Origin of the sequence: Leisingera sp. XS_AS12, assembly GCF_041224635.1 — a bacterium.
Taxonomy (GTDB): domain Bacteria; phylum Pseudomonadota; class Alphaproteobacteria; order Rhodobacterales; family Rhodobacteraceae; genus Leisingera.
Window position 1 is genome coordinate 333,047 of record NZ_JBGFGM010000128.1, and the last position, 16,661, is coordinate 349,707.

Annotated in this window: 12 protein-coding genes and 1 tRNA gene; 11 read left to right on the plus strand and 2 right to left on the minus strand. The window is 65.1% G+C overall.

The window, feature by feature from the left end; all coding sequences use genetic code 11:
- Positions 1-474 precede the first annotated feature (474 nt).
- The 9 genes from AB9K35_RS23640 to cobA all read left to right on the plus strand — a co-directional run bounded on the left by AB9K35_RS23640 (position 475) and on the right by cobA (position 13,028).
- Positions 475-1,059 (plus strand): ANTAR domain-containing response regulator, encoded by a 585-nt coding sequence (locus AB9K35_RS23640; protein WP_369929922.1) that lies wholly within the window; start codon positions 475-477, stop codon positions 1,057-1,059.
- Positions 1,056-2,234 carry a CmpA/NrtA family ABC transporter substrate-binding protein gene (locus tag AB9K35_RS23645; protein ID WP_369929924.1) on the plus strand — a complete coding sequence of 393 codons (1,179 nt, stop codon included), beginning with the start codon at positions 1,056-1,058 and terminating at the stop codon, positions 2,232-2,234. The genes AB9K35_RS23640 and AB9K35_RS23645 overlap by 4 nt, the downstream gene beginning before the upstream one ends.
- A gap of 259 nt (positions 2,235-2,493) precedes the next feature.
- A complete protein-coding gene (locus tag AB9K35_RS23650; protein WP_369929926.1) occupies positions 2,494-3,861 on the plus strand; it encodes a CmpA/NrtA family ABC transporter substrate-binding protein in 1,368 nt (455 codons plus the stop codon).
- Positions 3,862-3,939: 78 nt separating this feature from the next.
- Positions 3,940-5,013 carry an ABC transporter permease gene (locus tag AB9K35_RS23655; protein ID WP_369929928.1) on the plus strand — a complete coding sequence of 358 codons (1,074 nt, stop codon included), beginning with the start codon at positions 3,940-3,942 and terminating at the stop codon, positions 5,011-5,013.
- A 6-nt stretch (positions 5,014-5,019) separates the two neighbouring features.
- A complete protein-coding gene (locus AB9K35_RS23660; protein WP_369929930.1) occupies positions 5,020-6,702 on the plus strand; it encodes an ABC transporter ATP-binding protein in 1,683 nt (560 codons plus the stop codon).
- A 150-nt stretch (positions 6,703-6,852) separates the two neighbouring features.
- Entirely contained in the window at positions 6,853-9,294 is a 2,442-nt protein-coding gene (gene nirB / locus AB9K35_RS23665; RefSeq protein WP_369929931.1) for a nitrite reductase large subunit NirB, read from the plus strand.
- The gene (gene nirD, locus AB9K35_RS23670; protein WP_369929933.1) at positions 9,291-9,623 is read left to right on the plus strand and encodes a nitrite reductase small subunit NirD; all 333 of its coding nucleotides are present in this window, start codon (positions 9,291-9,293) and stop codon (positions 9,621-9,623) included. The genes nirB and nirD overlap by 4 nt, the downstream gene beginning before the upstream one ends.
- Positions 9,623-12,253, plus strand: a complete 2,631-nt coding sequence (locus AB9K35_RS23675; protein WP_369929935.1) for a molybdopterin-dependent oxidoreductase — start codon at positions 9,623-9,625, stop codon at positions 12,251-12,253. Before nirD ends, AB9K35_RS23675 begins: the two co-directional genes overlap by 1 nt.
- Before the next feature lie 10 nt (positions 12,254-12,263).
- Positions 12,264-13,028 (plus strand): uroporphyrinogen-III C-methyltransferase, encoded by a 765-nt coding sequence (gene cobA, locus AB9K35_RS23680; protein WP_369929937.1) that lies wholly within the window; start codon positions 12,264-12,266, stop codon positions 13,026-13,028.
- 124 nt (positions 13,029-13,152) lie between these two features.
- Here cobA and AB9K35_RS23685 read toward each other — a convergent pair.
- Positions 13,153-13,228, minus strand: a tRNA-Lys gene (locus AB9K35_RS23685).
- A gap of 187 nt (positions 13,229-13,415) precedes the next feature.
- Here AB9K35_RS23685 and dapF point away from each other — a divergent pair.
- Together dapF and mtaB are read left to right on the plus strand one after the other, a co-directional pair.
- Positions 13,416-14,258, plus strand: coding sequence for a diaminopimelate epimerase (gene dapF / locus AB9K35_RS23690; protein WP_369929939.1), 843 nt, complete (start codon positions 13,416-13,418; stop codon positions 14,256-14,258).
- The gene (gene mtaB, locus AB9K35_RS23695) at positions 14,255-15,517 is read left to right on the plus strand and encodes a tRNA (N(6)-L-threonylcarbamoyladenosine(37)-C(2))-methylthiotransferase MtaB (RefSeq protein WP_369929941.1); all 1,263 of its coding nucleotides are present in this window, start codon (positions 14,255-14,257) and stop codon (positions 15,515-15,517) included. Before dapF ends, mtaB begins: the two co-directional genes overlap by 4 nt.
- A 343-nt stretch (positions 15,518-15,860) precedes the next feature.
- Here the strand turns inward: mtaB and AB9K35_RS23700 are convergent, their stop codons facing one another.
- A complete protein-coding gene (locus AB9K35_RS23700; RefSeq protein WP_369929943.1) occupies positions 15,861-16,646 on the minus strand; it encodes a cytochrome c1 in 786 nt (261 codons plus the stop codon).
- Between the last annotated feature and the right edge of the window lie 15 nt (positions 16,647-16,661).

The window sequence follows — 16,661 nt, forward strand, 5'->3', positions numbered from 1 at the left end:
TCTGTTGCCAGACCCCCCAAAACGGTTCGTTTAACGAACCTATCGTCCTCCTGCTATTGGGTGCGTTTGTAACTATCAACCGCGGATCCTGCATTTTCGAGTCATCAAATCCGGCTTTCCACCTAGGCGTGTAAGTCGGTCGATATGTTACACAAATTTCTTGTGTCGCAAGTTATTGATACGTTTTTCATCATTGTCATGGCAACAACAATCCTATCCTTGCTGCCTGTGTTCTCGCCTGCAAGCCTCATTTCCCTAGTGTGCGGTATTGAACGGCTGACAGAGGGTCGGCAGGCTTCTGAAAACTATCTGGCGGCGACGGTCGTGTGTTGAAGGCCGCATTTGCGCAGCGCTGTCGCAGACCGCCCAATGCTTGGGCGCATTGCTCAAAACTTCAGCGGCGAGGGCGCGCGGTGGCCTTTGGGGCACGCCGTGGCTTTACAGCTGTTGCCTGCGGTCGGAATGCTCTGCGGCATGCCGGATGCCCTGTCCATCATAGTGGTCGAAGCCGACCGTGAACGCGCCTTCATGATCGTGGACGGGCTGCGCGAGGCTGGCGATTTTGACATTCATGTCATCGCTGATCCCTCTGGCCTTGCGCGGCAGATCCAGCTGCGCGATCCGGACGTGGTGCTGATCGATATCGAAAACCCCTCGCGCGATGTGCTGGAGGAGTTGGCGTTGGCCTCCGGCCCGCAGGAACGCCCGGTGGCGATGTTCGTGGACCGCAGCGCCGAGGGCTTGTCCTCGGCGGCGGTGGAGGCGGGGGTATCGGCCTATGTCGTGGATGGGCTGCAGCCCGCGCGGCTGAAGCCGGTGCTGGACGCGGCCATTGCCCGCTTCCGCTTGTTTCAGCGCATGCGCACCGAACTGGCCGAGACCAAGCGCGCGCTGGAGGAACGCAAGGTGATCGACCGCGCCAAGGGCATGATCATGAAGGCTCGCGGCATCGGCGAGGATGAGGCCTATGCGCTGCTGCGCAAGGCGGCGATGGACCAGAACAAGCGTGTTGCCGAAGTGGCGCAGGCGCTGGTGACCGCGGCGGGGCTGCTGTCATGACCACGACACCCGTTGCCGCCGGTTTCCTGCCGCTGACCGATGCGGCGCCGCTGATCGTGGCGCAGGAAATGGGCTTTGCCGCCGAAGAGCGGCTGGCGCTGGATCTGCGCAAGGCGGCCTCGTGGTCGGCGCTGCGCGACATGCTGGCTTTCGGCCAAGTGGATGCGGCGCAGATGCTGGCCCCGCTGCCACTGGCGGCCGCGCTGGGGCTGGGCGGTGCGGGCAGCCGGTTCGCAGTGCTGTCGGTGCTGTCGGTCAATGGAACCGTCATCGGAGTCAGCCACCGGCTTGCGGCGGCGCTGGCGTCGGGCGGGCATGATTTTGCCTTTGATGACGCCGTGGCCGCGGGCCGGGCGCTGTTCGCGGCGGAGGCCGGGATGATCCGCATCGGGGTGCCGTTTCCGTTCTCGATGCACTCGGAGCTGCTAAACTACTGGCTGCAGGGGCTTGGCGGTGATGCGGTGCAGCGGGTCTCGATCCGCACCGTGCCGCCGCCGCTGATGGCGCAGGCGATGCGCAGTGGCGAAATCGACGCCTTTTGCGTTGGCGAGCCCTGGGGCTCGCTGGCGGTGGAGCGCGGCGATGGCGTGCTGCTGCTGCCGGGCACCGCGATCTGGTCCTTTGCACCAGAAAAGGTGCTGGCGGTGCGCAGCGGGTGGGCCGAGCGCGAGCGCGCGCTGGGCGGGCGGCTGATCCGGGCGCTGTGGCGGGCCGGGCGCTGGCTGGCGGAGCCTTCGTCGCGTGGGCTGGCGGCAGAGATCCTGTCGGCGCGCCGTTATCTGGACCTGCCGGCCGAGATTATCGAGCGCGCGCTGACCGGTCGCATCACGGTGACGCCGCAGGGTCTGCAGCGGCAGGTGTCCCGGTTTGTCGAGTTCCACGATGGCGCTGCGGGCTTCCCGTGGCGCAGCCAGGCGCAGTGGATTGCGCTGCAGATGGCCCGCTGCAACGGGCTGGATCCGCGGGTGGCGTTCGAGCGCGCGGAGGGGGTGTTCCGCAGTGACCTGTACCGCGCCGCCATGCGCGGCACCGGCGCGCAATTGCCCGCGGCCTCGCTGAAGCTGGAAGGGGCGGTGGACGGTGAAATGGCTGTGGCAGGGGAATCGCAAAGCCTGCGCCTGCTGCCGAACCGGTTCTTCGATGGCCGCGTTTTTGATCCCCTCGCGGCGCTGTGATGAAAAACCGGGCAATGGCGCGGCCCCCAACCGGCTTTCAATGCTGCAACTGCGAAAAAACCTTGGCGCCGACGCTCCGCTAGGTCAGGCTGAACCCAAGCCGGCAATGGCGCTGGCCAACTGATTTTCCCGACGATCCGGGTTTCACTGAGCAAAGCCGCTCGACACTCCGCCTCTCCTTCCGGCGGTGCGTGTCGGCGGCTTTTTCCGTTCCGGTCCCCCCGTGTCCGGACGCAGCTAGGAATAAGGAAACGACCCGATGAAGAAACTGACTTTTGCCTTTGCCGCGGCCTCTGCCCTTGCCGGACCGGCGCTGGCGCAGACGCTGGAGCTGGAAAAGGACGTGCTGACCTTCGGCTTCATCAAGCTGACGGACATGGCGCCGCTGGCAGTGGCCTATGAGCAGGGCTTTTTCGACGACGAGGGGCTGTTCGTGACGCTGGAGGCGCAGGCCAACTGGAAAGTGCTGCTGGACGGCGTCATCGACGGCACCCTGGACGGCGCCCATATGCTGGCGGGCCAGCCGCTGGCCGCCACCATCGGCTATGGTACCGAGGCACACATCATCACGCCGTTTTCCATGGATCTGAACGGCAACGGCATCACCCTGTCCAACGAGGTCTGGGAGATGATGAAGCCCAACCTGCCCACGGACGCGGATGGCAAGATCGCGCATCCGATCTCTGCCTCTTACCTCAAGCCGGTGATCGAGGACTTTAACGCCAAGGGCAAGCCCTTCAACATGGGCATGGTGTTCCCGGTCTCCACCCATAATTACGAGCTGCGCTACTGGCTGGCGGCGGGCGGCATCAACCCCGGCTATTACTCCCCCGAGAACGTGACCGGCCAGATCGGAGCCGAGGCCTTCCTGTCGGTGACCCCGCCGCCGCAGATGCCCGCGACGCTGGAGGCAGGCACCATCTCCGGCTACTGCGTGGGCGAGCCGTGGAACCAGCAGGCGGTGTTCAAGGGCATCGGCGTGCCGGTGATCACCGATTTCGAGATCTGGAAGAACAACCCGGAAAAGGTGTTCGGCATCACTGCCGAGTTCGCCGAGGAAAACCCCAACACCACCCGCGCCGTGGTCAAGGCGCTGATCCGCGCCGCCATGTGGCTGGATGAAAACGACAACGCCAACCGCGCCGAGGCGGTCGAGATCCTGTCGCGTCCCGATTACGTCGGTGCCGATCCGGAGGTGATCGCCAACTCGATGACCGGGACGTTTGAATACGAGCCGGGCGACAAGCGCGAGGTGCCGGACTTCAACGTGTTCTTCCGCTACAACGCCACCTATCCCTTCTATTCCGACGCGGTCTGGTACCTGACCCAGATGCGCCGCTGGGGGCAGATCGGCGAGGCCAAGCCCGACAGCTGGTATGACGAGGTCGCGCGCTCGGTCTACAAGCCCGAGATCTATCTCGAAGCGGCAAAGATGCTGGTCGATGAAGGGCTCGCCGATGCCGCCGACTTTCCCTGGGACAGCGATGGCTACAAGGCGCCGACCCCGGTCGAAGACATCATCGACGGCATCCCCTTCGATGGCAAAACCCCCAACGCCTATATCGACAGCCTGCCAATCGGCCTGAAGGCCGGGCAGACCGTTGTCGGCAGCGCCGTACAGGGCTGACCCCGGCAGGCGCGCGGCGCGGCCAGCCAAGGTCGCTGCCGCCGCCCGGCCGCAGCATTCCCCGAAAAGGACCCCGTTATGACCACCGTCGACCCCGACACGCTTAGCTCTGACGCCCGCCGCGCGCGGCTGTTTACCCGGATCAACAAGCTGGATGCCTGGTTTCAGGTCTTTGGCCTGGCCTGGATCACCCCGGTTCTGAAGGCCGCCGCCGGCGACAACCCCCGTGCCCAGATGAAGGAAATCTGGCGCCTGCTGGCGGTGCCGCTGATTGCCATCGGCGCGTTTCTGCTGCTGTGGGGCAGCCTGGCGCCCAAGGTGCAGACCTCGCTCGGCGCCATTCCCGGCCCCGCCGCGGTCTGGGCCGAGGCCGTCAACCTGCATCAGGACGCCCAGGCCAAGGCCGTCAAGGAGCGCGCCCACTACGAGAAGGTCGAGGCCCGCAACCAGCGCTTCATCGACCGCGGCCAGCCCGAGCGGGTGAAGGACATCCCCTATACCGGCGCGCCGTCCTACTATCAGCAGATCTGGACCTCGATCCAGACGGTGTTCTTCGGCTTTCTGATCGCTTCTGCCGTGGCCATTCCGCTGGGCATTCTGGCGGGTCTGTCGCCGGTGGCCAATTCCGCCATCAACCCGCTGGTGCAGATCTTCAAGCCGGTGTCGCCGCTGGCCTGGCTGCCGATCGTCACCATGATCGTCTCGGCGCTATATGCCAGCAACGACGGGCTGTTCGCCAAATCCTTCCTGGTCTCGGCGATCACCGTGACGCTGTGTTCGCTGTGGCCGACGCTGATCAACACCGCGCTGGGGGTGGCCTCGATCGACAAGGATCTGGTCAACGTCTCCAAGGTTCTGAAAATGAACACCTATACCAAGATCACCAAGCTGGTGCTGCCCTCGGCGCTGCCGCTGATCTTCACTGGGTTGCGGCTGTCGCTGGGCGTGGGCTGGATGGTGCTGATTGCCGCCGAGATGCTGGCGCAGAACCCCGGCTTGGGCAAATTCGTCTGGGATGAATTCCAGAACGGCTCCTCCCAGTCGCTGGCCAAGATCATCGTTGCGGTGCTGACCATCGGCATCATCGGCTTCCTGCTGGACCGGGTGATGTTCGCGCTGCAGTCGCTGTTTACCTTCACGAACAACCGGTGATCCGCCATGAGTGTTCTTGAGTTCAAAAACGTCTCCAAGAGCTTTGGTGAAGGCACCGCCCGCACCGATGTTCTGAAAAACATCAACCTGCAGGTTCAGGAGGGCGAGTTCCTTGTGCTCCTGGGCTTCTCCGGCACAGGCAAGACCACTCTGATCAACCTGATGGCCGGGCTGGACCGGCCCACCAGCGGCTCGGCCACCTATCGTGGCAAGGCGATCACCGGTCCCGGCCCGGAGCGCGGCGTGATCTTCCAGCGCTATTCTCTGATGCCCTGGCTGACGGTGAACGGCAATGTCTCGCTCGCGGTCGACACGATCTTCCCCGGCATGGCCCGTGCCGAGAAACAGGCCAAGGTGGATCACTATGTCGGAATGGTCGGTCTCAGCCATGCTGCGCACCGGCGCCCGGCGGAGCTGTCGGGCGGCATGCGCCAGCGGGTCAATGTGGCGCGCGCACTGGCGATGGACCCGGAGGTGCTGTTGCTGGATGAGCCTCTGTCGGCGCTGGATGCGCTGACCCGCGCCAACCTCGCCGATGAGATCGAGGCGATCTGGCAGGCGGACAAGAAGACCTGCGTGCTGATCACCAATGACGTGGACGAGGCGATCCTGCTGGCCGACCGCATCATCGCGCTGAACCCGGACGGCACCCTGGGCGAGGAGTTCAAGGTCTCCATTCCCCGCCCGCGCGACCGCTCTGCCATGAACACAAATGACAGCTTCAAACGACTGCGCGCCGAGGTGACCTCCTACCTGATGGACGCAGGCATCGCGGCCCGCATCGAAGGCTCCCGCAGCCTGCCGGACGTGACCCCGATCCATGGGCTGCCCGCGGCGGTGGCCGAGGCGTCGAAAACCATGACCGAGGAGCGCTTCCTCGACTTCTCGCAGCTGCACAAGATCTACCCGACCCCCAAGGGGCCGCTGACCGTGGTTGAGGATTTCAACCTCAAGATCAACAAGGGCGAGTTCATCTCGCTGATCGGCCATTCCGGCTGCGGCAAATCCACCGTGCTGACGATGGCCGCGGGGCTGAACCCGATCTCCAAGGGCGCGATCAAGCTGGACCGCCGCCATGTGGAGGGCGCCGACCCGGAACGCGCGGTGGTTTTCCAGTCGCCCAACCTGTTTCCCTGGCTGTCGGCGCGGGAAAACTGCGCCATCGGGGTCGACAAGGTCTACCCCAAGGCCAGCCAGGCGGAGCGGCAGGACGTGGTGGAATACTACCTGGAGCGTGTCGGCCTCGGCGATGCGATGGACAAGCCCGCGCATGCGATGTCGAACGGCATGCAGCAGCGGGTCGGCATCGCCCGCGCCTTTGCCTTGTCGCCCAAGCTGCTCTTGCTGGATGAACCCTTTGGCATGCTCGACAGCCTGACCCGCTGGGAGCTGCAGGAGGTGCTGATGGAGGTCTGGTCCCGTACCAAGGTGACCGCGATCTGCGTCACCCACGACGTCGATGAGGCGATCCTGCTGGCCGACCGGGTGGTGATGATGACCAACGGCCCGCAGGCCACCATCGGCAAGATCACCGAGGTTGACCTGCCGCGCCCGCGCACCCGCAAGGCGCTGCTGGAGCACCCGGATTACTACACCTATCGGCAGGAGGTGCTCGATTTCCTGGAGGAATACGAGCACGGGGCCAAACCGGCCCCCAAACCAGCCGCAGAGAAGATAGCAGCGGAGTAAGACCATGACTTTGAGCCAAATCCCTGTATCGCCCGGCGGCACCGCCGGGCAGCCCCCGGCCGCCCCCCCGGGCGGGGGCTTCTCCCCCACCCGCGGCCGGGAGCTGCCCTCCGAGACATTCACCCAACAAGAGCAATGGAGGCAAAGCCAATGACCCAGAAACTCGTCATCATCGGGGCTGGCATGGCCTCTGGCCGGGTGATCGAGCATCTGCTCGACACAGCCCCGGACGCCTACGATATCACCCTGTTCAACGCCGAGCCGCGCGGCAACTACAACCGCATCATGCTGAGCCCGGTGCTGTCCGGTGACAAAACCTATGAGGAAATCGTCACCCATTCCGACGCATGGTACGCGGAGCATGGCATCACCTGCCGCTTCGGCGAGCATGTCACCGCCATCGACCGCGATGCCAAAACAGTCACCGGCGAAAACGGCACCGTCTCTTATGACAAGCTGGTGATCGCCACCGGCTCTGCCCCTTTCATCATCCCGGTGCCGGGGCACGATCTGCCGGGGGTGATCTCTTACCGCGACCTCGACGACACCAACGCGATGATCGAAGCCGCTGCCAAGGGCGGCAAGGCAGTGGTGATCGGCGGCGGCCTGCTGGGGCTGGAAGCGGCTGCGGGTCTGAAGGAGCGCGGTATGGATGTGACCGTGCTGCACCTGATGGGCCACCTGATGGAACGTCAGTTGGACGAAGCCGCAGGATACCTGCTGCGCAAGGATCTGGAGGCACGCGGCATCATCGTGAAAACCCAGGCCTCGACCAAGGCGATCCTGGGCGAGGACCGCGCCGAGGCGGTGCTGCTGGAAAGCGGCGAGACGCTGGGAGCGGACCTGGTGGTTATGGCGGTGGGCATCCGCCCGGAAACCCGGCTGGCCAATGACGCCCACCTAGACGTCGCGCGCGGCATCGAGGTGAACGCGCAGATGCAGACCAGCGACCCGGATGTCTATGCACTGGGCGAATGCGTGGAGTTCGATGGCCATCTGTTTGGCCTCGTCGCACCGCTTTATGATCAGGCCAAGGTGCTGGCGGACAGCCTGCTGGAGCGGCCCAATGCCTTCGTGGTCAAGGAGCTGGCGACCAAGCTCAAGGTCACAGGCTGCGATCTGTTTAGCGCCGGGGATTTTGCCCAGGGCGAAGGACGCGAGGACATCGTCTTCCGTGATCCCGCCCGCGGCATCTACAAACGGCTGGTGATCGAGGGCGACCGGCTGGTCGGAGCCGTGATGTACGGCGACACCGCAGACGGCAGCTGGTTCTTCGGCCTGATCAAGGGCGGCACCGATATCGAGGAGATGCGCGAGACGCTGATTTTCGGCCCGGCCTTTCAGGGGGGCGCCTCCGCGGACCCTCTGTCAGCCGTTGCAGCCTTGCCGCTTGATGCGGAGATCTGCGGCTGCAACGGCGTATGCAAGGGCACTATTGTTGAGGCCATCGAAGGCGGCGCAACAGACCTCGGCGCGGTCAAGGCGACCACCAAGGCCTCGGCCTCCTGCGGGACCTGCACCGGGCTGGTGGAGCAGCTGCTGCAGGTGACGCTGGGCGATGACTTCCAGATGCCGCAGGCGCAGCCCATCTGCGGCTGCACCGGGCACAGCCACGACGACCTGCGCCGACTGATCAAGTCCAAGGCGCTGAAAAGCCAGGCCGCGGTCTGGCAGGAGCTGGGCTGGACCACCCTGAACGGCTGCCATGTCTGCCGCCCGGCGGTGAACTATTACCTCTTGGCGGATTGGCCGCTGGAATATCGCGACGACCCGCAAAGCCGTTTCGTGAACGAGCGTAAGCACGCCAACATCCAGAAGGACGGCACCTTTTCGGTGGTGCCGCGCATGTGGGGCGGCATCACCACCCCGGATGAGCTGCGCGCCATCGCCGATGCCGCGGACAAATACGACGTCCCCACGGTCAAGGTGACCGGCGGCCAGCGCATCGACCTGTTGGGCGTGAAGGGCGAGGATCTGCCCAGCATCTGGGGCGATCTGAACCGGGCCGGGCTGGTCTCGGGCCATGCCTATTCCAAGGGTCTGCGCACGGTGAAGACCTGCGTCGGTACTGACCATTGCCGGTTCGGCACCCAGGACTCGACCGGGCTGGGCATCAAGCTGGAAAAGCACCTTTGGGGCTCCTGGACGCCGCACAAGCTGAAGCTCGCCGTGTCCGGCTGTCCGCGCAACTGCGCCGAAGCGACCTGCAAGGACATCGGCGTGGTCTGCGTTGACAGCGGCTACGAGATCCACGTGGGCGGCGCCGCGGGCATGGAGATCAGGGGCACCGAGCTGCTGTGCAAGGTCGCCACGGAGGAAGAAGCGATCGAGGTGATCTCGGCCATGACGCAGATCTACCGCGAGAATGCCCGCTATCTCGACCGGATCTACAAATGGCTGGACCGCGTCGGGCTGGACTGGGTCAAGGCGCAGATCGTTGACGACGTGGAAAACCGCAAGGCGCTGGCCGAGCGGTTCCAGCTGTCGCAGTCGATCTACCGCAAGGATCCCTGGGCCGAACACGCGCAGGACAGCACCACGCGGGCGCAATATGCGCCGGTTGCCAATCTGACACTGGAGGCTGCGGAATGAACTGGATCGACATCTGCCATATCGACGACATCCCCCTGCGCGGCGCGCGGGTGGTGAAGACCCCGCTGGGCTGCATCGGCCTGTTCCGCACCGGTGAGGCCGAGGTTTTTGCCGCCGCTGACAGCTGCCCGCACAAGGGCGGCCCGCTGTCGGAGGGCATCGTGCACGGCCAGAGCGTGACCTGCCCGCTGCACAACTGGGTGTTCGATCTCAATACCGGCGAGGCGCAGGGCGCGGACGAAGGCCGGATCGAAACCTACCCCGTTCAGGTCGAAGGCGGCCGCGTTCTGATTGCCGAGGCCGTTCTCGGCAAGCGGAGAGCTGCCTGATGCGCGGCACCGGGCCAGACGAGATCCGCTCTGCCTGCCCATACTGCGGCACCGGCTGCGGCGTGCTTCTGCGCCGCAGCGGTGCGGCGGGGCTGGAGGTGCGCGGCGATCCTGATCATCCTGCCAACCGCGGGCGGCTGTGCTCCAAAGGGCTGGCGCTGGGGGAAACCCTGGGGCTGGAGGGGCGACTGCTGGCACCGCGGGTTGGGGGCCGCGAAACCGATTGGGACAGCGCGCTGGATCTGGTGGCGGGCAAATTCCGCGACGCGGTGCGCGATCATGGCCCGGACAGTGTCGGCTTTTACGTCTCCGGGCAGCTGCTGACAGAAGATTACTATGTCGCCAACAAGCTGATGAAGGGTTTCATCGGCTCGGCCAATATCGACACCAACTCGCGCCTTTGCATGGCTTCGACCGTGGCGGGGCACCGGCGCGCCTTTGGCACCGATACCGTGCCCGGCACCTACGAGGATCTGGAGGAGGCGGACCTGATCGTGCTGGTGGGCTCGAACCTGGCCTGGTGCCATCCGGTGCTTCACCAGCGCGTGCTGGCCGCCCGGGCTGCGCGCGGCACCAAGCTGGTGGTGATCGACCCGCGCCGCACCGCCAGCTGCGATCAGGCGGACATGCACCTGCGCTTGCGCGCGGGCAGCGACGTGGCGCTGTTCAACCATCTGCTGGCGCGGCTGCAGGCGGATGGTGCGCTGGACGCGGACTACCTGCGCCACGTCAGCGGGCTGGAGGAGACGCTGGCGGCAGCCCATGCGGAGGACGCCACAGTCACAGGCCTTACGGCGGAAGAGCTGGAGGCCTTCTGTCAGCTGTGGCGGCGCACCGAAAAGGTGGTGACCGTGTTCAGCCAGGGGGTGAACCAGTCTACCTCCGGCGCGGACAAGGTGAACGCGATCCTGAATTGCCACCTCGCCACGGGGCGCATCGGCAAGCCCGGCTGCGGGCCGTTTTCGGTGACCGGCCAGCCTAACGCGATGGGCGGGCGGGAGGTCGGCGGCCTGGCCAATATGCTGGCCTGCCACATGGCGCTGGAGGACAGCCGCCACCGTGACGCGGTGCAGGGCTTCTGGCAAGCACCCGCGATGCCGCAGCAGGCGGGCCTGAAGGCGGTCGACCTGTTCCGGGCCGCGGGCGACGGGCGGCTGAAGGCGCTGTGGATCATCCACACTAACCCCGCCGTCACCATGCCCGAGGCCGGTGCCGTGGCGGAGGCGATCCGCGCCTGTGCGTTCACCGTGGTCAGCGACATCACCGCCTCAACCGACACGGCCCGGCTGGCTGATGTGCTGTTGCCTGCCGCCGCCTGGGGTGAAAAGGACGGTACCGTCACCAACTCGGATCGCACCATCAGCCGCCAGCGCGCGGCGCTGCCCGTGCCGGGCCAGGCCCGCGCCGATTGGCAGATCCTGGCCGAGGTCGGCCGCCGCATGGGCTGGAAGGAGGCCTTTGACTATCAGACCCCGGCGCAGATCTTTCGCGAACATGCCGCGCTGTCGGGGATTGCCGGCGGCTTTGGTCTTGATTTCGACATTTCCGGCTTCGCGCAGCTGTCCGACGATGACTATGCGGCGCTGGAGCCGCAGCGCTGGCCGGTCACGGCGCAGCGCCACGGCGGGCGGTTCTTTGGCAGGGGCAGTTTCTACCATTCCGATGGCAAGGCGCGCATGCTGCCGGTCCGCCACCGCGCGCCTGCAGCGGCGCAGGGTCGGAAGTATCCCTTCCGGCTCAATACCGGGCGCATCCGCGACCAGTGGCACACGATGACCCGCACCGCCCTTGCGCCGCGCCTGTCGGGGCATCTCGCGGAGCCGTTCGCTGACATCCACCCGCAGGACGCCGCGCGGCTGGGGGTGCAGCCTGCCGATCTGCTGCGCCTGCGCAGCCCGCAGGGGGAGGCCATCCTGCGCGCCCGTATCACCGCGGACGTGCAGCCGGGGGATCTGTTCGTGCCGATCCACTGGACCGGCGAAACCGCGCCCTCGGCCCGGATCGACCAGCTGGTTGCCGCCGCGACCGACCCGGTCTCGGGCCAGCCTGAAAGCAAGGCGGCCGTTGTCGCAGCAGAGCGCTGGCAGCCCGCCTGGTACGGCTTTGCGGTCTCCTGCCGCCCCATGGCGCCGCAGGCGGAGTATTGGGCGGTGTCACGCACCTGGGCGGGCCACCGTGCCGAGCTGGCGGGGCAGGACCCGCTGGCCGACCCGGAGGCCGCGGCGCGGGCGCTGTTTGATTTGCCCGGCGCCGAGGTGCAGATGATGACAGACAGCCGCCGCGGCATTGCCCGGCTGGCGCTGATCCAGGACGGTCGCCTGATGGCAGCGCTGTTCACCGCGCCGGAGCCGGTGGCGGTCAGCCGCAGCTACCTGGCGGAGCTGCCGGGCAGCTGCGCTGACGGCGTGCTCAGCGGCCTGCCGGCCGCGGACCGGCCCGACCCCGGCCCGACGGTCTGCGCCTGTTTCAACGTCGGCGCCAATACCATCCTGCAAGCGATCGAAAGCGACGGCCTGCTGAGCGTTGCCGAGGTCGGCGCCGCGTTGCAGGCGGGCAGCAATTGCGGCTCCTGCCGCCCGGATATTGCAGATCTTCTGGCCCGGACCCGGTTCCGGCAGGCGGCAGAATAGGAGTGCCGAGATGACCAACCCCCCCGCGAATCCCGCTGCTGCGGGACTGCTGTCACTGGTCGGGGCCGGCCCCGGCGCGCGCGATCTTCTGACCCTGCGCGCCATGCAGCGGCTGCAGCAGGCCGACACGGTGTTTTACGACCGTTTGGTGGATGATGAAGTGCTGGCGCTGGCACCGCCCTCTGCCCGTCGCGTGTTTGTCGGCAAGCACGTCGGTGCACACTCCTGGCCGCAGGACAAGATCAACGCGGTGATCGTGGCGGAAGCGCTGAAGGGTCGCCGCGTGGTGCGGCTGAAATCCGGCGATCCGGGCATTTTCGGCCGCGTGGCTGAAGAGCTGGCCGCCGCCCGTGCCGCCGGAATCGAGGCCGAGGTGGTGCCGGGCGTCACCGCCGCCTGCGCCGCGGCTGCGGCAAACGGTATTTCGCTGACGGAACGCGGGGTCTCGGACACGCTGGTGCTGACCACGGCACGCTGCCGGGCCGGCGATCCGCTGCCCGACTGCACCCGCCATGCCAAGCCGGGCACCACCATGGTGTTCTACATGGCCGTGCGGCAGGCCGACCGACTGCGAGATGGGCTGTTGCGGCAGGGGATGCCGCCTACCGCGCCGGTGACGATTGCGGTGGATGTATCAAAGCCTGGCGCGCGCACATTATTCTGCGATTTGGCGGCGCTGCCGCAAACGCTGGCGCAGCACGGGGTCGTGGGGGTTGCGACGATCATTGTCACTTATCCCAAGGCGCAGACGCAGCGGCTGGCGGCGGTGCCCTGACCGTCGCAGTCACCGCATCAGAAACTTAACCTGAAACCCGCCAACAGGCATGCTGCCCATCGCGCCGCCGCGTATCGCGGTGTGCGCTCTTCGGCGTCGTCTATCAGTGTCTTTGGGGAGGAAGTGGTGAGCCGTGCAGGATTCGAACCTGCGACCCACTGATTAAAAGTCAGTTGCTCTACCAACTGAGCTAACGGCCCACTTCTTCGTCGCTGTCTAAGTGTTTTTCCCAGAAGGTTCAAGCACTTATTTCGCTTCGGAACCGTTTGTCACCGTGTGACTTGCTGTCCCGATAGGCGGCGTATCTAGGGGGAGTTTGGCGGGGGGTCAACCCCTTTTTTCAACTTTTCTCACCCAAGGCTGGATTCATTGCTGCGCGGGGTCTATATGCTCGCCATGAGCATCACCGCAGATACCGCAATTCCCTTCTTGAAGATGCATGGGCTAGGCAACGACTTCGTCGTGGTCGATGCGCGTGCACAAGATTTTGCCGTGACCCCGGCGATGGCAAAGGGAATCGCGCACCGCCAATTCGGCGTCGGCTTTGATCAGCTGACGGTCATCTCTGACGGGGCGGGGGATGCGCATCTGACGTTCTACAATGCCGATGGCTCCACCTCGGCGGCCTGCGGCAATGCCACGCGCTGCATCGCCCGCCACCTGATCGTGGAAAGCGGCAAGCAGGAGCTGCACCTGACCACCGATCGCGGCGATCTGTATGCGCGCGACGCGGGCAACGGGCTGACCTCTGTCAACATGGGGACACCGCAGCTGGATTGGCAGGACATTCCCCTGTCCGAGGACACCGATACGCTGGAACTGCCGATTGAGGGCGGGCCGACCGCCACCGGTATGGGCAACCCGCATTGCACCTTTTTTGTCGAGGACGCCGAGGTGATCCCGCTGGAGGAATTCGGCCCGCGCTATGAACACCACCCGCTGTATCCGCAGCGGACCAATGTTCAGGTCGCCCAGGTGACCGGCCCGGACCGCATCCGCATGCGGGTCTGGGAGCGCGGTGTGGGCGTGACGCTGGCCTCTGGGTCATCCTCCTGCGCCACCGCTGTTGCTGCTGCCCGGCGCGGGCTGACGGGCCGCAAGGTGCAGATCGACCTGGATGGTGGCACCCTGTGGATCGATTGGGCCGAGGATGGTGTCTGGATGACGGGTGAGACAATGCATGTGTTCAACGGCACCTTCACCCGCCAATTCCTGGAGAGCCTCGAATGAGCGCGCCGAAGTTCACCACTCTGGGCTGCCGCCTGAACGCCTATGAAACCGAGGCGATGAAGGAGCTGAGCCAGCAGGCGGGGTTGGAGAACGCCGTGGTGGTGAACACCTGCGCCGTGACGGCAGAGGCCGTGCGCAAGGCCCGGCAGGAAATCCGCAAGCTGCGCCGGGAGAATCCGGAAGCACCGATCATTGTCACCGGCTGCGCCGCCCAGACCGAGCCAGAGACCTTTGCCGCGATGGAAGAGGTCACCCGCGTCATCGGCAATACAGAAAAGATGCAGCCGGAAACCTGGCAGCAAATCGCGAAGGGGCCGGATTTCATCGGCACCACCGAAAAGGTACAGGTCGACGACATCATGTCGGTGACCGAGACGGCTGGCCATCTGATCGACGGCTTTGGCACCCGCAGCCGCGCCTATGTGCAGGTGCAGAACGGCTGTGACCACCGCTGCACCTTCTGCATCATCCCTTATGGCCGCGGCAACTCTCGCTCGGTGCCTGCGGGTGTGGTCATCGACCAGATCAAGCGGCTGGTGGACAAGGGCTACAATGAGGTGGTGCTGACCGGCGTTGATCTGACCTCCTGGGGCGCTGATCTGCCCGCACAGCCGCGCTTGGGGGATCTGGTGATGCGAATCCTCAAGCTGGTGCCTGATTTGCCCCGCTTGCGAATCTCTTCGATCGATTCGATCGAGGCAGATGACAACCTGATGCAGGCCATTGCCACCGAATCGCGCCTGATGCCGCATCTGCATCTGTCCCTCCAACACGGCGACGACATGATTCTGAAGCGCATGGCCCGTCGGCATTTGCGCGACGATGCGATTCGATTCTGCGAAGAGGCCCGCAAACTGCGGCCTGAAATGACCTTTGGCGCCGACATCATCGCCGGGTTCCCGACCGAGACCGATGCGCATTTCGAAAATTCTCTCAAGCTGGTGAGTGATTGCGACCTCACCTGGTTGCATGTCTTTCCCTATTCCAAACGCGAGGGAACCCCGGCAGCGAAGATCCCGAAGCAGGTGAACGGCAATGTCATCAAGGAACGCGCCGCCCGCCTGCGTGCGGCAGGGGATCAGCAGGTGGCGCGCCATCTGGCGGCACAGGTCGGCCGGACGCACCGCATTCTGATGGAGAATCCGCACATGGGCCGGACCGAACAATTCACCGAGGTATCCTTTGCTGCGGCGCAGACAGAGGGCAGCATCGTTACGGCGGTCATCACCGGTGTCGCGGGATCCCAGCTGACGGCTTGAAATCAGTTCTGACTGCTTCGGGGCGTCGGTGAGAGGTTCATCTGGGTACACGGGTGCTCGGAGTAGGCCCAGACCAGGTACCCGGGTCCCACCTGCATGAAGGCAAGTAGGCCAGGTGGAAGCAATCTCGAAAGGCCTGTCGCACGTGGCGACGCCTAAGCTGCTGCTGTCCAAGTGATGTGGCTTCTCAAACAGCGCGAAACTCTGCCGGAAAATTCTTCAACGCCGGGGCCGCCGTGCCGCGTGGTGTGATCTTCGCCAAGCCGGATAGTCTTCACACGAAAAAAGTCCCCGCAAGATCGCTTGCGGGGACTTCTATTTCACGGTGTCAGCAGACCTGGGTTCAGTCTTTGCCCTTCACGGGCGCCCAGAGCTTCTTGTTGGTCAGATACAGCAGCACCGACAGAACCGTCAGGAACAGCACGCCGACAAAACCGGCCTGCTTGCGGGCCATCATCTTGGGCTCGGCGGTCCACATCAGGAAGGCCGCGACGTCCTTGGACATGGATTCCACGTCGTTGGGGTGTCCGTCGGCATATTCCACCTGCTCATCCGACAGCGGCGGCGCCATCGAAATCCAGCCGCCCGGGAAGGCGGTGTTCTCGTAGAAGGTGGTGCCAGCTTCCTGCTTGGTTTCGCCGGTGTAACCCGCCAGCAGCGAGGCGATGTATTCCGCACCGCCCATACCTTTGAACAGCTGGTTCAGGCCCAGGCCGTAGGGGCCGTGGAAGCCCGCACGCGCCTTCGCCATCATGCTGAGGTCCGGCGCGCCAGCGTTGTTGTTCTCCGGGAAGTGATCCACGGGCTTGGCCGGGCGGTCCTCGTCCAGCTCGGGATCATAAACGGTGAAGTTGTCTGCCGCATACGCCCGGACCTGGTCCTCGGGCATGCTCGGGCCGTCTTCGTCCGACAGGGTGCGGATCGGCACCAGTTTCAGACCGTGGCAGGCCGCGCAGACCTCGGTGTAGACCTGCAAGCCACGCTGCAGCTGGTTGCGGTCGTAGGTGCCGAACGGACCCTCGAAGGAGAAGTCGTAGTCTTCGATGTGGCCTGCCCCGCCTGCTGCGAAGGACGCAGCAGGGATCAGGGCCAAAGCGAAGGCGGCACCGGTTGCCAGTTTCTTGAACATTGCTAGGTGTTCCTT

Bases quoted from the DNA above. Each gene is read 5' to 3' on its own strand.
- nirB (WP_369929931.1), top strand. From the start codon at position 6,853: ATGACCCAGAAACTCGTCATCATCGGGGCTGGCATGGCCTCTGGCCGG.
- AB9K35_RS23645 (WP_369929924.1), top strand. From the start codon at position 1,056: ATGACCACGACACCCGTTGCCGCCGGTTTCCTGCCGCTGACCGATGCG.
- AB9K35_RS23640 (WP_369929922.1), top strand. From the start codon at position 475: ATGCCGGATGCCCTGTCCATCATAGTGGTCGAAGCCGACCGTGAACGC.
- nirD (WP_369929933.1), top strand. From the start codon at position 9,291: ATGAACTGGATCGACATCTGCCATATCGACGACATCCCCCTGCGCGGC.
- cobA (WP_369929937.1), top strand. From the start codon at position 12,264: ATGACCAACCCCCCCGCGAATCCCGCTGCTGCGGGACTGCTGTCACTG.
- AB9K35_RS23660 (WP_369929930.1), top strand. From the start codon at position 5,020: ATGAGTGTTCTTGAGTTCAAAAACGTCTCCAAGAGCTTTGGTGAAGGC.
- AB9K35_RS23655 (WP_369929928.1), top strand. From the start codon at position 3,940: ATGACCACCGTCGACCCCGACACGCTTAGCTCTGACGCCCGCCGCGCG.
- dapF (WP_369929939.1), top strand. From the start codon at position 13,416: ATGCTCGCCATGAGCATCACCGCAGATACCGCAATTCCCTTCTTGAAG.
- AB9K35_RS23650 (WP_369929926.1), top strand. From the start codon at position 2,494: ATGAAGAAACTGACTTTTGCCTTTGCCGCGGCCTCTGCCCTTGCCGGA.
- mtaB (WP_369929941.1), top strand. From the start codon at position 14,255: ATGAGCGCGCCGAAGTTCACCACTCTGGGCTGCCGCCTGAACGCCTAT.
- AB9K35_RS23700 (WP_369929943.1), bottom strand. From the start codon at position 16,646: ATGTTCAAGAAACTGGCAACCGGTGCCGCCTTCGCTTTGGCCCTGATC.
- AB9K35_RS23675 (WP_369929935.1), top strand. From the start codon at position 9,623: ATGCGCGGCACCGGGCCAGACGAGATCCGCTCTGCCTGCCCATACTGC.